General features: G+C 46.2%; 14 protein-coding genes. 8 read left to right on the top strand and 6 right to left on the bottom strand.

Annotated features, from left to right (window positions below; genetic code table 11):
* The first annotated feature begins 107 nt into the window (after positions 1–107).
* A complete protein-coding gene (locus tag CBI31_RS05110; RefSeq protein ID WP_240553741.1) occupies positions 108–1718 on the top strand; it encodes a M48 family metalloprotease in 1611 nt (536 codons plus the stop codon).
* An 8-nt stretch (positions 1719–1726) separates the two neighbouring features.
* Here the strand turns inward: CBI31_RS05110 and CBI31_RS05105 are convergent, their stop codons facing one another.
* From CBI31_RS05105 to CBI31_RS05085, 5 genes are read right to left on the bottom strand one after another with little or no spacing between them, the layout of a single operon-like run.
* Complete coding sequence (locus CBI31_RS05105) at positions 1727–2341, bottom strand: DUF2946 family protein (RefSeq protein WP_088525324.1); 615 nt, start codon at positions 2339–2341, stop codon at positions 1727–1729.
* Positions 2342–2349: 8 nt separating this feature from the next.
* Positions 2350–2784, bottom strand: coding sequence for a YybH family protein (locus CBI31_RS05100; protein WP_088525323.1), 435 nt, complete (start codon positions 2782–2784; stop codon positions 2350–2352).
* An 18-nt stretch (positions 2785–2802) separates the two neighbouring features.
* Positions 2803–3837, bottom strand: coding sequence for a lipopolysaccharide heptosyltransferase II (gene waaF, locus CBI31_RS05095; RefSeq protein WP_088525322.1), 1035 nt, complete (start codon positions 3835–3837; stop codon positions 2803–2805).
* Positions 3838–3883: 46 nt separating this feature from the next.
* On the bottom strand, positions 3884–4072 hold the full coding sequence (locus tag CBI31_RS05090) for a zinc-finger domain-containing protein (protein ID WP_088525321.1): 189 nt from the start codon (positions 4070–4072) through the stop codon (positions 3884–3886).
* A 14-nt stretch (positions 4073–4086) separates the two neighbouring features.
* Positions 4087–5010: a branched-chain amino acid transaminase gene (locus tag CBI31_RS05085; RefSeq protein ID WP_088525320.1), complete on the bottom strand. Its 924-nt coding sequence runs from the start codon at positions 5008–5010 to the stop codon at positions 4087–4089.
* A gap of 189 nt (positions 5011–5199) precedes the next feature.
* Between CBI31_RS05085 and CBI31_RS05080 the strand changes: the two genes are divergently transcribed.
* The 7 genes from CBI31_RS05080 to CBI31_RS05050 are packed head-to-tail and all read left to right on the top strand — an operon-like array spanning position 5200 to position 12698.
* Positions 5200–6411, top strand: coding sequence for a phosphoglycerate kinase (locus CBI31_RS05080; RefSeq protein ID WP_088525319.1), 1212 nt, complete (start codon positions 5200–5202; stop codon positions 6409–6411).
* 2 nt (positions 6412–6413) lie between these two features.
* Positions 6414–7850, top strand: a complete 1437-nt coding sequence (pyk, locus tag CBI31_RS05075) for a pyruvate kinase (RefSeq protein ID WP_088525318.1) — start codon at positions 6414–6416, stop codon at positions 7848–7850.
* Positions 7851–7896: 46 nt separating this feature from the next.
* Positions 7897–8961 carry a class II fructose-bisphosphate aldolase gene (gene fba, locus CBI31_RS05070; protein WP_088525317.1) on the top strand — a complete coding sequence of 355 codons (1065 nt, stop codon included), beginning with the start codon at positions 7897–7899 and terminating at the stop codon, positions 8959–8961.
* A 7-nt stretch (positions 8962–8968) separates the two neighbouring features.
* Positions 8969–9865, top strand: coding sequence for a phosphoribosylaminoimidazolesuccinocarboxamide synthase (locus CBI31_RS05065; protein WP_088525316.1), 897 nt, complete (start codon positions 8969–8971; stop codon positions 9863–9865).
* 40 nt (positions 9866–9905) lie between these two features.
* The gene (gene purE, locus CBI31_RS05060; RefSeq protein ID WP_088525315.1) at positions 9906–10400 is read left to right on the top strand and encodes a 5-(carboxyamino)imidazole ribonucleotide mutase; all 495 of its coding nucleotides are present in this window, start codon (positions 9906–9908) and stop codon (positions 10398–10400) included.
* A 4-nt stretch (positions 10401–10404) separates the two neighbouring features.
* Positions 10405–11589, top strand: coding sequence for a 5-(carboxyamino)imidazole ribonucleotide synthase (locus tag CBI31_RS05055; RefSeq protein WP_088525314.1), 1185 nt, complete (start codon positions 10405–10407; stop codon positions 11587–11589).
* Between the two features lie 2 nt (positions 11590–11591).
* Complete coding sequence (locus tag CBI31_RS05050) at positions 11592–12698, top strand: L-threonylcarbamoyladenylate synthase (protein ID WP_088525313.1); 1107 nt, start codon at positions 11592–11594, stop codon at positions 12696–12698.
* Here the strand turns inward: CBI31_RS05050 and dacB are convergent.
* Positions 12644–14182, bottom strand: coding sequence for a D-alanyl-D-alanine carboxypeptidase/D-alanyl-D-alanine endopeptidase (dacB, locus tag CBI31_RS05045; RefSeq protein ID WP_088525312.1), 1539 nt, complete (start codon positions 14180–14182; stop codon positions 12644–12646). The two genes, CBI31_RS05050 and dacB, sit on opposite strands and share 55 nt — an antisense overlap.
* Positions 14183–14190 lie beyond the last annotated feature (8 nt).

Genomic DNA, 14190 nt, shown 5'->3' with positions numbered 1-14190 from the left:
AGTTTTACCATATAGGGATGCAGGATATAAAGTTCCTTAAAAAAACCTCGTTTTGGCAACGCCTTTTAGCCGCTCAGCTGGCACTAGCTTTGTCCTGCTCAGGTGTTATGCCTGCTTATGCTGCCACTCCTGTCGGAGATGTCTCTGTAGACGGTAATTCTGCAGCCATCCAAAATATCGGCAAAGCGATGCAGTCTCCGGATGCTAAATCTTCCAAACTGCCTAATCGCAATACTTTACAAAGTCAGCCTAATATCATTTTGCCGGATATGGGAGATCCTGGAGGGGACTCGTTGAGTCGGATTGATGAGCGAAAGTATGGCGAAATGATCATGCGTCAGATTCGCCCTGATCCGGATTATTCAAATGATTTGCCGATCTATGATTTTCTAAACGCTATGGAGCGCCGATTATTGCAGGCCGCTAAACAATTGCAGCTTGGTGGCGCCAATGAACAGGGTAGTGGCGCCTATAACTTTGAAGTCTTTGCAGTCAAAGATAGCAGTATCAATGCGTTTGCTTTACCAGGAGGCTTTATTGGTTTTCATACGGGCTTGCTGGTGAGTGCAGAAACAGATTCAGAAGTTGCATCTGTCATGGGTCATGAAACGGGGCATGTATTGCAACGTCACCTTGCACGTCAAATGGATAAGCAGTCTACTAATAACATGATCGCCATTGCAGGTATGGTACTTGGTGCATTAGCTATGTCTCGCAATCCTTCGGCAGCTGCTGGTCTGATGCAGGGTGGTCAAGCAATGGCTATCGATAATCAACTTTCATACTCAAGAGATGCTGAGCGTGAGGCAGATCGTCTTGGCTTTCAGATTTTGGAGGCCAGTGGATACGATGTAAATGGTGCCCCAGGCTTCTTTCAGCGCTTACAAAGAGCTACCGGCGTGATGGATAAGGGTGTTCCAGCCTATGTCCGTACCCATCCTTTAACGACTGATCGTATTGCTGACATGCAAGATAGAGCAAGGAGGGTCGCTGCGCGTAATGTTCCCACCGCAGTAGAGTTTTATTTTATTAAAGCTAGAGCGCGTATGGAGCAGTCTGGTACTTCGAGTGGTATGTATGACCTTAAAAATACTTTTGAAAGCTTAAGTAAGCAGCCTCAAGCGGGTAAGCAAATGGAAGGTTTTTACGGTTTAGCACTCATTGCACAACGCCAAGGAAAAGTAGATCAAGCAGAAGCATATTTACAACAAGCTCGCAATTTGGCTCAAGCTGCCAGCGCACCAGGCTCACCGATTCAGAGGCAAAGCTTATCTTTAGACATTACTGCATCTGAATTGGCCTTAGCCAAAGGCAAGGGTGTAGAAGCTTTACAAATTGCACAAGCTACTTTGCGTGCTTACCCTCAGTCTTATGCTGCGGGCGCCGCGATGATCAATGCGGATTTAGTGCTCGGTCGTACCAATGATGCAATTGTCTGGCTTAAAGCCCGTACTCGCTTGCAGCCTAATGAAATTGTCTGGTGGAGTTTGCTATCAAAATCCTATGATCAGGCTAAGAATGTACCAATGCGTCATTTTGCTCTTGGAGAAAAATATGCTCTTGAAGGAGCTTGGCCATCAGCAATTGAGCAATTGAAGATCGCTCGTTCGGCAGGTGGGTCTGACTACTATCAAGGCTCCAGTATTGACGCGCGCTTAAGAGAAATGCAAAGGCAGTATCAAGATGAGCTCAAAGAGCAGGGCAAAATACCTAGTTAGGATTGCGATTAATTGCTTGGCCTTGCAATGAATTGAAAGCGAGCAGCCAACTCTTCTGAATGGATCGGGCCTAAGGACAATTGTTTGCCTTGCCATTCCCAAGAGCCACCAAAACTACAGGCTTCTTCATGCAGTTTTGCCAATTGGGAGAAGTGATCCAAGTCATGATCATGTAAAAGTGCTACTGTCTGGCAATCTTCTTTAGTAAACGAATCTTTATTTTCTTGCCGGTAGATTAGTTGATTCACTTTTCCAACGATGTAAATATTACCCTTTTCATCACTTAATGCGCGAGCAGCCTCTATCGGATTATTGCATTGAGTAATCAGTTCTAAGCCACTCTCGCTTGGGGTGATACGGGCTACCCAAGGTGTGGCGTCGAGCGTGATAAAGACACGCTGTGGGCCATTCTGAAAAAAGTATCTACCTAGACTATCGCATGCATAGTTTCTGGAGATGAATTCATTTAAGGTTCTATGAGTAATGACTTGGCCAGGTAATTTATTTTGCTGCGCAAATTCATCACGCATACGCCATTGTCCTCGACGATCTAAAGCAAGCCAACCAAAGCAATCAGGCACACTAGGCCACTTGATGAGTGACCTTAATACGTGCTCATCCATGTCGATCTTTAATGGAGGCCGTGCGGGGTAGAGGGGGCATCAAAAGTTTCTTCAGTCGAGCGACTGGCATGAAGGTGTGCGATACGCCACCCTTGACTATCTTGTAAGAGCACTAGAGTGATATTGAGGAAAAATTCAGCTTCTACTTGATCGGCTCTGAGATGTACTGCTTCAGTAGTGTCATAAATAGCAGCCCCTGGAATAGAGTGACTAATACAAGCAATCGGCTCTAAAAATAAGGGCTGCTTAGATAAAAGTCTCTCCAAGCCCTTCCGAATTTCTTCATGACCGCTGAGGCGATGACCCTCTGGCAGAACACAAGTGATGGAGTCATCATCTAGCCAGATATCCAAGGCACCTTTGACATCACGATTGCGTAGTGCCTCTCGCCAAGCATCTACGACTTCGTCGGCATTATGAAAGAGCCTTGCAAGTTTTGTCATCGCTTACTTTTCAGGTAATTAATTCAATGTGTTGAGTGTAGCGAATACTTGCTCTGGCAGGATATCTTTTAGGCAGCGCAAGTGACCCAAAGGACAAATTCTTTTGTAGCATGGGCTACAAGGCATATTAAGCCAGATAACTTTTGCTTTATCAGACAAAGGGGGCGTATGAGTCGGATTACTAGAGCCGAAGATGGCAACCTGAGGGATTTGTAGGGCCGCTGCAATATGCATCAGCCCTGAATCATTGCTAACCACCACTTTACTCATGCCAATCAAGGCAATTGCTTCATCTAGTGAAGTATTGCCACACCAGTTATGAATATTCCTAGCTTGCTGTGCCTGGGAGGTAACTTCTTGGGCAAGAGAATGATCATTTTTGCTACCTAAAAGAATGATCTGATTATTTGAGTTTTGCGTAATGAGTTGTTGTGCCAACGCTGCAAAGTGTTCTGTAGGCCATCTTTTAGATGGGCCATATTCCGCGCCAGGGCACATTACATAAATTGAGTCACCGCTGATATTGGCGCTTTGTAATTTAATTTCGATGGACTGTTTTGCTGAAGTAGAAATGTTGAGTCTAGGAACTAATTTATTGGATGGAAGAAAGGCATCATCTTTTAAAAGTTGGCTTAGAGATAAGTAGTGCTCCACCATCGGTGGGCGATTAACTTTGCTTGGATTATCTAGGGCTAAATTGATCAGGCCAAAACGCAACTCTCCGCGATAGCCAATCCGAAAAGGAATATTGGCTAACCAGGGAATGAGGGCAGATTTAAAACTGTTAGGTAATACAAAACAGGCCTGATAGTTTTTAGCCTGAATTTCTTTGGCTAATTGCTTGCGTAAGCTCCATTGCAGTTTTTTATGCTCAAACTTCGCCTCAATGACTGCATGTACTTGTGAGCAGGCACGATAGATCGGCGCCACCCAATTGCTAGCAAGAACATCGATCTGAGAATTTGGATAAAGCACCTTGAGATTAGCCAGAAGAGGCTGGGTACTTACTGCATCCCCAATCCAATTTGGGGCAATGATCAGAATACTTTGCATATGGTGTATCCCGAGTCAGTACCCTATGATGAGGTGCTGATAAGGCTTAGTGTCCGTGTGGCTCGGTGCCGGGAATGAGCTTATATTCAGCGCCACAATATGGGCACTTGGCTTCCCCGGTTTTAGTGATATCCAAGAAAACTCGCGGATGAGAATTCCAGGCTGGAGTTTGATTAGTGGGGCAATGCAATGGCAGGTCCTTGCCATCCACCATCACAACTTGAGCTTGAGTCATCTTACTTGTCCTGATTACTTAACGTAGGTGAGCCATGATTTGTATTGATCATTTCTACCGTAAACGGCATCGAAATACGTCTTCTGAATTTTTTCAGTAATCGGGCCACGCTTGCCATCACCAATGCTGCGGTCATCTAACTCACGAATCGGCGTTACTTCAGCTGCAGTGCCAGTGAAGAAGGCTTCATCTGCGGAATAAACTTCATCGCGTGTCAATCGTTTTTCACGAACCTCATATCCAAGATCTTTTGCAATCTGAATGACAGAGTCTCGTGTAATACCATCTAAGCAGGATGCTAAGTCAGGGGTGTACACAATGCCATTGCGAATCATGAAGAGATTTTCCCCGGAGCCTTCAGAAACATAACCCTCGGTATCAAGCAATAAGGCTTCGTCATATCCATTGGCTGTGACTTCCTGATTGGCCAAAATAGAGTTGATGTAGTAGCCAGACGCTTTAGCGCGCACGAGTGAGGAGTTCACAAAGTGACGGGTAAATGAGGAAGTTTTTACGCGGATGCCTTTATTGAGGCCATCTTCACCTAAATAAGCACCCCATTCCCAGGCAGCAATTGCCGTATGAATGCTATTTCCCTTGGGGGAGATGCCGAGTTTCTGAGAGCCAATAAAGATGATTGGACGGATGTAGCAGGCCTCGAGCTTATTGCTGTTGACCACATCAATAATTGCCTTGTTAATCACTTCTGGGCTGTAGGGCATGTTCATTTGAAAAATCTTGGTGCCATTAAAGAGGCGTTTGACATGCTCCGGGAGACGGAAAATGGCAGTACCTTGGGGTGTTTTGTAGGCGCGGATGCCCTCAAATACCCCCATGCCGTAGTGCAGACTATGGGTTAGGACGTGAATATTGGCCTCACGCCAGGGAATAAGCTTCCCATCGGACCAAATAAAGCCATCGCGGTCGGACATCGACATTTTCTCTACCTTTTTGTGCCTAGTTAATCGGTGCGCCGAGGGAGGGTTTATGGCCCTAGACCCAAAATGCGTCTAAGTCCCTATTGTAGAGCAGGCAGGGCTGCAGGGTATCTGAGATCCTGTGGGATATTTGGGCTAGACGATTTAGAATGGAGTATTCCTCATAAATCACCACATTTGCCCAATCCCATGCCGGAAGCCTTATTTCAAGTTAAACGTTTAAGTGAATTAGCCCAAGCGGGCCAATTAAAGGGTAAGCGGGTGCTGATTCGCTCCGACCTCAATGTGCCCCAAGATGAGGCAGGCAACATTACTGAAGACACTCGTATTCGAGCCTCCATGCCAGCGGTGCAAATGTGCCTGGATGCTGGCGCTGCAGTAATGGTGACCTCTCACTTAGGGCGTCCCACCGAAGGCCAATTTAAATCTGAAGATAGCTTAGCCCCAGTCGCCGATCGGATTGCTACTTTGCTACATCGCAAAGTCCCACTCATTAGTAATTGGGTCGATGGAGGATTTCAAGTGCAGCCAGGCGAAGTGGTGCTCTTGGAAAACTGCCGCGTAAATGTGGGCGAGAAAAAAAATGATGACGCGCTAGCCAAAAAAATTGCGACTCTATGCGATGTTTATGTAAATGATGCATTTGGCACTGCACATCGTGCTGAAGCCACTACCAATGGTGTTGCTAAGTTTGCACCAGTTGCTTGCGCTGGTCCATTGATGGCAGCTGAATTAGACGCACTAAGTCGTGCCTTAGCAAATCCTAGGCGTCCATTAATAGCAATCGTTGCCGGCTCCAAAGTTTCCTCTAAGCTCACCATTCTGAAGGCTCTCTCTGAAAAAGTGGATGAGCTGATTGTGGGTGGAGGTATTGCCAATACCTTCATGCTTGCTAAAGGTTTACCAATTGGTAAATCGCTTGCCGAGCCAGATTTGGTGAATGAAGCTAGAGAAATTATGGATCTCATGGAAAAGCGCGGTGCACATGTACCCATTCCTGAGGATGTCGTCGTTGCAAATGAGCTCTCTCCGTTAGCCCGCGCAAACCGTGTGCCCGCAGACCAAGTTGCCGAAGATGACATGATTTTGGATATCGGTCCTAAGACTGCTGCGCGCCTTTCCACAATGCTTGCACATGCTGGCACGATTGTATGGAATGGCCCGTTGGGCGTATTTGAAATTGATCAATTTGGCGGTGGTACAAAAATGCTGGCCGCAGCAATTGCTCACTCACCAGCATTCTCAATTGCTGGCGGTGGCGACACATTGGCAGCAATTGCTAAATACGGTATTGAAAATCAAGTGGATTACATCTCAACTGGCGGTGGCGCTTTCTTAGAATTTCTTGAAGGTAAAACTTTGCCAGCCTTTGAAGTACTTGCAGAAAGAGCGAAAGACTAAATATGTTAAGAGCAACAAAAATCATTGCAACTCTAGGACCAGCATCTGAAAAGCCTGAAGTATTGCGCGAGATGATTCGTGCAGGTGTTGATGTGGTGCGTATGAACTTTTCACACGGGACTGTGGCAGATCACAAAGCACGCCATGATTTAGTCAGAAGTATATCTGCTGAAGTGGGCAAAGAGGTTGGCATCATGGCCGATCTTCAGGGTCCAAAGATTCGTGTGGGCAAATTTTCAGATAGCAAAATTCTTCTTAAAGAGGGCGAGAAGTTTATTTTGGATGTTGCGTGTGAGCTTGGCGATCAAGGACGTGTTGGCCTTGATTACAAAGAACTACCAAATGATGTGAAGCCTGGCGATCGCCTCTTATTAAATGATGGCTTGGTTGTACTGCGTGTTGAGAGCGTCAAGGGTGGGGAAATTTTCACGCTCGTAGAACAAGGCGGTCCACTCTCTAATAACAAAGGCATCAATCGTGCCGGTGGTGGTTTGACAGCGCCAGCACTCACCGAAAAAGATATTGCTGACCTGGATGCTGCAATTGCCATGGGCGTTGATTTCTTGGCGATTAGCTTTCCAAAAGATGGCGCTGATATGGCATATGCCCGTAAATTAGCCGATGCTGCTAGTGCTAAATATGGTGTTGGCAAAGTGAGAACAATTGCCAAAGTCGAGCGTGCTGAAGCGATTGAACCTAAAGCACTCAAAAGCATTATTGAGCAAAGTGATGGCATTATGGTTGCCCGCGGCGATCTCGCTATTGAGGTTGGCAACGCTGCAGTGCCCGCATTACAAAAACGCATGATTGCCTGGGCGCTTGAAGCTGATAAATTTACGATTACTGCAACGCAAATGATGGAGTCCATGATTAATGCTCCAGTTCCTACGCGTGCTGAAGTGAGTGACGTAGCCAATGCCGTATTAGACGGGACAGATGCTGTGATGCTTTCTGCTGAATCTGCTGCTGGCTTATACCCAGTACAAACGATTAAAGCGATGGCTGAGATTTGTGTTGAGGCTGAGAAATCAGACACTGTGAAATTGGATACCGATTTTTTAGATCAAAGATTTACTCGCATTGACCAAACGATTGCCTTAGGCGCTTTATTTACTGCGCATCATTTACATGCAAATGCGATTGCTGCTCTGACGGACTCTGGTTCAACCCCAATTTGGATGAGCCGTCATAACATTCATGTGCCCATCTTTGCATTGACTTCAAAGATTGCAACTCAAAGGGCTTTAAGTACTTATCGTAATGTCACGCCAATAGGCTTGGATTACACCAAAGACCGCGATACCGCTTTGCAAGAGGTAGAAGCATGCTTGAAAAAGGCTGGCGCAGTTAAAAAGGGCGATACCGTGGTGTTGACTTCTGGGGAGCCAATGGGTGAACCAGGTGGCACTAATACTCTCAAAATTGTTCATGTGAAGTAATTTGTACATTGATTAACCATTTATCTTTATCTATTAAGAGAACATCATGGCTTTAGTATCTTTACGACAACTGCTAGATCATGCCGCTGAGAACGGTTATGGCTTGCCGGCATTTAACGTCAATAACCTTGAACAGGTGACTGCGATTATGGAAGAGGCTAATGAGGCTGACTCACCAGTCATCATGCAAGCATCTGCTGGCGCACGTAAATATGCTGGCGAAGCATTTTTACGTCACCTAATCTCGGCTGCTGTAGAGGCTTATCCCCATATTCCGGTTGTCATGCATCAAGATCATGGTCAGAGCCCAGCTGTCTGTATGGCAGCAATCAAGAGTGGCTTTACTAGTGTAATGATGGATGGCTCGCTTGAGGCCGATGGAAAGACAGTTGCCAGTTACGAGTACAACTTAGCCGTCTCCCAGGAAGTGGTGAAGTTTTCTCATTCCATTGGAGTTACCGTCGAAGCAGAGCTGGGAGTTTTAGGCTCTTTGGAAACAATGCAGGGCGATAAAGAAGATGGTCATGGTGCCGATGGCAAGATGACTCGTGAACAGTTATTAACCGATGTTGAACAAGCTGCTGATTTTGTGAAAGCGACCCAGTGTGATGCTTTAGCGATTGCGATTGGTACTAGCCATGGCGCATACAAGTTCACCAAAAAGCCGACTGGCGATATTTTGGCGATTAATCGCATTAGAGAAATTCATGCGCGCATTCCGAATACACACTTGGTAATGCATGGCTCTTCCAGCGTTCCGCAAGAATTGCTTGCAGAGATTCGTGAGTTCGGTGGCGATATGAAAGAAACTTACGGTGTGCCTGTTGAGGAGATTCAAGAGGGCATTAAGAATGGTGTTCGTAAGATTAATATTGATACCGATATCCGTTTAGCAATGACTGGCGCTATCCGTCGTTACCTCATGGAGAACCCAAGCAAATTTGATCCCCGCGATTATCTGAAGCCAGCACGTGAAGCAGCTAAGAAAGTTTGTATTGCACGCTTTCAGGCTTTTGGTTGCGCTGGTCAAGCATCCAAGATTAAGCCCATTCCCTTAGAAAAAATGGCTGAACTCTATAAGAGCGGCAAACTCATTCAGATCGTAAAGTGAATTAAAGATGCCAGCCTTGTATGCCACCTCCATTAAGTCATTACCTTTGCTATCTAAAGGTAAGGTGCGTGATGTCTACGCTCTAGGTGATGACAAGCTACTGATGATCACTACTGATCGCTTATCCGCATTTGATGTCGTGATGGGTGAGCCGATCCCGGAGAAGGGTATTGTCCTTAATCAAATGGCTAATTTTTGGTTTGATAAATTAGCCTCGGTGATTCCTAATCATTTAACTGGGATTGACCCTGCAACTGTGGTGAACGCCGACGAAGTTTCTCAAGTAATCGGTCGCGCAGTAGTTGCTAAACGCTTAAAGCCCATTCTAGTAGAGGCGGTTGTTCGTGGTTATCTCGCTGGAAGCGGCTGGAAAGACTACAAAGAAAGTGGCAAGGTGTGTGGCATTACATTGCCCGCTGGTTTAGAGAATGCCCAACAATTACCCGAGCCAATTTTTACCCCTGCCGCTAAAGCAGAAGTCGGTAATCATGACGAAAATATTTCATTTGAGAAAGTGGTTGAACTCATTGGCGAGAAATTAGCCAATCAAATTCGTGAAGTCAGCATCCGTCTTTATAAAGAGGCATCTGAATATGCCGCCACGCGTGGAATCATTATTGCTGATACTAAGTTTGAGTTTGGCTTGGACGATTCGGGTCAACTGGTTTTGATGGATGAGATTCTTACGGCAGATTCTTCCCGCTTTTGGCCAGCAGAAACCTATTATGTAGGCTCAAACCCGCCATCCTATGACAAGCAATTTGTGCGTGATTGGCTGGAAACTGCCCAAGTAGACGGCAAGTTATGGCCTAAGACTGCCCCTGCCCCGCAGTTACCGGCTAATGTGATTGAAAAGACAGCTGAAAAGTACCGTGAAGCCCTGAATCGTCTAACTCAGGGATAATAGAGTCCTCAGTAGACAATGAGGGTATTTGGAGAGCTAGATGAGCAAGAAGCCGATAGTCGGAATAGTGATGGGCTCCAATTCAGATTGGGACACGATGCAGCACGCCGCTCAGATGCTTGAGCAATTCGACATCGCTCACGAGGCTAAAGTGCTCTCAGCACATCGCATGCCAGACGATATGTTTCAGTATGCAGAAGATGCGCAAGCTAATGGCTTGCAGGCCATCATTGCCGGGGCAGGTGGTGCGGCTCACTTACCAGGCATGCTTGCCTCTAAAACCATAGTGCCAGTTTATGGTGTTCCGGTTGCCAGTAAATACTTGCGTGGAGAAGATTCCTTATATTCCATCGTACAAATGCCCAAAGGCGTTCCAGTAGCTACTTTTGCAATTGGTGAGGCTGGCGCGGCCAATGCTGCTTTGCATGTCATTGCAGGGCTCGCATTACATGATGCAGATCTTGCTAAACGTCTCGCAGAGTTTCGAGCAAAGCAATCCGATACTGCGCGCTCTATGAATTTGCCAGGATATTAATTACATGGCAGATCGTATGGAGCCCATTTTGCCGGGTTCATATTTAGGAATACTAGGTGGTGGTCAATTAGGGCGTATGTTTACCCAGGCCGCACAAGCAATGGGATATAAGGTTTGTGTTTTAGATCCCGGCTCTGATAGTCCAGCGGGCTCTATTGCAGAAAAATTTATTCAGGCTGATTACACGGACTCAGCGGCCTTAAAAGAGATGGCCGCATTATGTGCGGCTGTCAGTACTGAATTCGAAAATGTCCCAGCACAAGCTCTAGATGATCTGGAATCTCTAGGGGTATTTGTAGCGCCTCGAAGTAGCTGCGTTTCGCTAGCGCAAAATCGGATTGCAGAGAAAAAATTCTTAGCCACCTGGAAGTCTGAAACCAATATTGGGCCTGCACCTTATTTTGTTATCGAACATGATGCCGATCTTGCCCATACTCCTGCAGATCTTTTCCCTGGAATATTGAAGACCGCCCGTATGGGCTATGACGGCAAAGGTCAGGTCACTGTTTATAGTCTGCCAGAGTTAACTACTGCCTGGAATGAATTGGGGCGCGTACCCTGTGTTTTAGAAAAGCGTATGGAGCTCGATTTCGAGGTTTCTGCTTTAGTGGCGCGGGGTCACGATGATGCTGTCGTAGCTTATCCCGTGTCACAAAATATCCATCGTGACGGTATTTTGCATACCTCTACCGTGCCTGCCCCATCACTAAAGCCTGCTCAAGAGAAAAAGATTGTTGATGCAGCAAAAGCGCTCATTCGAAAGATTGATTATGTTGGTGTTCTCTGTGTTGAGTTTTTTGTACTCAAGAATGGCGACATTGTTGCCAATGAAATTGCGCCTCGTCCACATAACTCCGGGCACTACACCATGGATGCTTGTGTCAGCAGCCAGTTTGAGCAGCAAGTAAGAGCAATGGCTCGTTTGCCTTTAGGCGATACACGACAATTAGCTCCAGTTTCAATGTTAAATTTATTGGGTGATCTTTGGTTTGAGGGTAGTGAAGATAAAGCAAGAGAACCCGCTTGGAATAAAGTACTTGCACACCCTGATGCAAAGTTGCATCTCTATGGTAAATCTGCTCCTCGTATCGGCAGAAAGATGGGTCACATCAACTGCTTAGGCGAGGCATTGAATGAGGCTCGTCAAAATTGTGCTGCTGTAGCCACTGAACTAGGTATCGAGCCCTAGAAATGTCTGCCGATAGTACGCCACTGCAATCTTCTGCAGTGATTAATGAAGCAGTCCAGACATTACGCGATGGCGGTTTGGTTGCGTTTCCAACTGAGACAGTATATGGACTAGGGGCAGATGCAAAAAATCCAGAGGCCATCAACAAAATTTTCAGCGCTAAGGGTCGACCATCCAATCATCCACTGATTGTGCATTTAGCAGCACCTGATAAATTTGATCAAACTCAGGTAGATTGGGTGCCAGTGCTAGCGCCCTGGGTAAGAGATTTATCCGAAGATGCGCTAAAGCTAGTCAATACTTTTTGGCCTGGCCCCCTAACCTTAGTCTTTAAAAAAGATAAGAGCGTTTTGAATGAATTAACTGGTGGGCAGGATACGGTAGCTATTCGTGCGCCCGCACATCCGATGGCTCAAGAGTTATTGAGAAGGTTTAAAAGTGGCGTAGTAGCACCATCTGCCAATCGTTTTGGCAGAGTATCCCCTACTAGTGCGGCGGATGTCCGAAATGAATTTGAGGGCACCCTTGATCTGATGGTCTTAGATGGCGGGGATTGTGCGCTTGGTATTGAATCAACCATTATTGATATGTCATCTGGTAATAAAGCCATTCTGCTTCGTCCAGGCGTGATAACACCGTCAGAGATTCTTGCAAAGACTGGTGTTCAGGTATATCAAGTCGGCCAGACGGTGAGTGCGCATGATGATACAAATTTAGCGAGCGCTTTACCCAGAGTTTCTGGAAGCTTGAAGGCGCATTACGCACCAAACACCCCTTTACGTTTGTATGCCCCCGGCCGAGTTCTGGATGCGCTCAGCGAGTTTCCGGATACGAAGTCTCGTGTAGCAGTTGCAGTTTGGGATTCCGAATCTTCCTTAGGCGAGGATGGCCATCCATCTGTTCATTTCGAGGAAGTGGAAGTGCCAAGTGATAGCGCTGGGTTTGCTAGTCTTTTATATCGCTCATTGCGTGATCTAGACCAACAAGGCTGGGATTTAATGCTATTTCCAGAACCGCCTGCTGGAGAGGAATGGGATGGCGTTAGAGATCGACTTCAGCGTGCATGTTTTGGCTCCGGGCCGTCTTCCAGCAGCCATGCTAGTAATTGATCGTGCGCTTCTAAACCTTTCCACGCATTGGGATGATTGATAAATGAGGTTACTGCATACAGTTTTCCTGATTTACTCATCACGTAGCCAGAGACAGTTCGCACATCAGCTAGTGAGCCAGTCTTAATTCTAGCTTCCGGCTTTTTCTTCAGATGCAAAAACTTGCGCAGTTGGGCCATCAGACGATTTCTCATCGTGCCGTCGGTTCCAGCGATTGGTAAGCTGTTATAGAAAACATCTCCAACCGATAGGTTGCGTGCAGTTAGTAAGAGTTGATTCATTTGTTCTGCTGTAATGGCTTCAGTGCGTGATAGGCCTGAGCCGTTCTCAATTACGAGACCTGGAAAATCTAAATTATTCTGTTTTAGCCAGCTCTGGATGACTAATTCACCATTGGCAGTTGTCGCTGGCTTCCCCATTTTTTCTAGTGCTAATGTCAAAAGCACTTGCCGTGCCATGACATTGTTTGAATACTTATTAATATCCAGAACATCATCAGCAAGACTAAGGCCTTCAAACTGCAGAAGGAGTCTTGCGGCAAGAGGTACATTGCCATTTTTTCCAACGGGAGTTCGTACCCAGCTACCACCTGATAGCTCCCAGGCAGCTGCAAAGCCCTGCGTAAGAAAGGTATTTGCATCAAGGGCAACCACGTTATAGTTCACCCCTTTGCAGGCGCTGGGAAGCGCCCCTGAAAACTGTGCTACTAGCGGCTGATTTGTTTTAGTTGCGCCCTCAGGATCTAAGTTGAAGCGAATATTACTTTTCCAGTTTTCACAGGGCTGATCAACCAATTGCATTTGATTATCAATCTTTAGTTGCGAGAGTGCCGGTGTATAGGCAATATCAATGAAGTCGGCCGTACGGGATTTTCCTAGCTGAAATGAGAGCGTTCGGAATGCATACAATAATGGATCCGGCGGCACGTTGTATGCACGCAGCGCCTCGCCATCAATCGTGTTGTGCTCCATTACGCTAGGCGCATAGGCGCTGCGATCAAAGAATAAATTGCCATCAATCTTCTGAATGCCAAGTGCTTGCAAGGACTTCATCAGCTTAGCCAGCTCTTCAGGGACCAGCTTTGGATCACCTGTTCCCTGTAAATATAAATTTCCTTTGAGAACTCCTTGCCGAATAACGCCATCAGTATAAATATTGGTTCGCCAGCGATACTGTGGCCCTAATATATCTAAACCTGCGAGTGTCGTTAAGAGCTTCATCGTTGATGCAGGGTTCATTGCTTCAGTAGATCGCCAATCTAGAATATTTTTTGCTATATTTTTTCCTGAGCGAGTAGTCTCAATCTCTATTACCGAAACACTGACAGCATCTTTTGGAATTTGATTGCGCTCTAAGCTGCTTGCAACTATCTGGGGTAGGTTAGAACGTAATCCTTCAGCCTTTGCTGTGGATGCAAAAAGGCAAAACCCAACCCAAAGAATTGTTAGAGTTATAGAAGCAAGATGACGTGTAAATTGCAGCATTCCCGATA

The organism is Polynucleobacter campilacus, from assembly GCF_002206625.1.
GTDB classification, from domain to species: Bacteria; Pseudomonadota; Gammaproteobacteria; order Burkholderiales; family Burkholderiaceae; genus Polynucleobacter; species Polynucleobacter campilacus.
The sequence above is the reverse complement of the archived record's forward strand: the minus strand, read 5'-3'. Positions and strand labels throughout refer to the sequence as shown.

Excerpts from the sequence above, each read along its gene's own strand:
- CBI31_RS05110 (WP_240553741.1), top strand. The coding sequence starts at position 108 with ATGCCTGCTTATGCTGCCACTCCTGTCGGAGATGTCTCTGTAGACGGT.
- CBI31_RS05105 (WP_088525324.1), bottom strand. The coding sequence starts at position 2,341 with ATGGATGAGCACGTATTAAGGTCACTCATCAAGTGGCCTAGTGTGCCT.
- CBI31_RS05100 (WP_088525323.1), bottom strand. The coding sequence starts at position 2,784 with ATGACAAAACTTGCAAGGCTCTTTCATAATGCCGACGAAGTCGTAGAT.
- waaF (WP_088525322.1), bottom strand. The coding sequence starts at position 3,837 with ATGCAAAGTATTCTGATCATTGCCCCAAATTGGATTGGGGATGCAGTA.
- CBI31_RS05090 (WP_088525321.1), bottom strand. The coding sequence starts at position 4,072 with ATGACTCAAGCTCAAGTTGTGATGGTGGATGGCAAGGACCTGCCATTG.
- CBI31_RS05085 (WP_088525320.1), bottom strand. The coding sequence starts at position 5,010 with ATGTCGATGTCCGACCGCGATGGCTTTATTTGGTCCGATGGGAAGCTT.
- CBI31_RS05080 (WP_088525319.1), top strand. The coding sequence starts at position 5,200 with ATGCCGGAAGCCTTATTTCAAGTTAAACGTTTAAGTGAATTAGCCCAA.
- pyk (WP_088525318.1), top strand. The coding sequence starts at position 6,414 with ATGTTAAGAGCAACAAAAATCATTGCAACTCTAGGACCAGCATCTGAA.
- fba (WP_088525317.1), top strand. The coding sequence starts at position 7,897 with ATGGCTTTAGTATCTTTACGACAACTGCTAGATCATGCCGCTGAGAAC.
- CBI31_RS05065 (WP_088525316.1), top strand. The coding sequence starts at position 8,969 with ATGCCAGCCTTGTATGCCACCTCCATTAAGTCATTACCTTTGCTATCT.
- purE (WP_088525315.1), top strand. The coding sequence starts at position 9,906 with ATGAGCAAGAAGCCGATAGTCGGAATAGTGATGGGCTCCAATTCAGAT.
- CBI31_RS05055 (WP_088525314.1), top strand. The coding sequence starts at position 10,405 with ATGGCAGATCGTATGGAGCCCATTTTGCCGGGTTCATATTTAGGAATA.
- CBI31_RS05050 (WP_088525313.1), top strand. The coding sequence starts at position 11,592 with ATGTCTGCCGATAGTACGCCACTGCAATCTTCTGCAGTGATTAATGAA.
- dacB (WP_088525312.1), bottom strand. The coding sequence starts at position 14,182 with ATGCTGCAATTTACACGTCATCTTGCTTCTATAACTCTAACAATTCTT.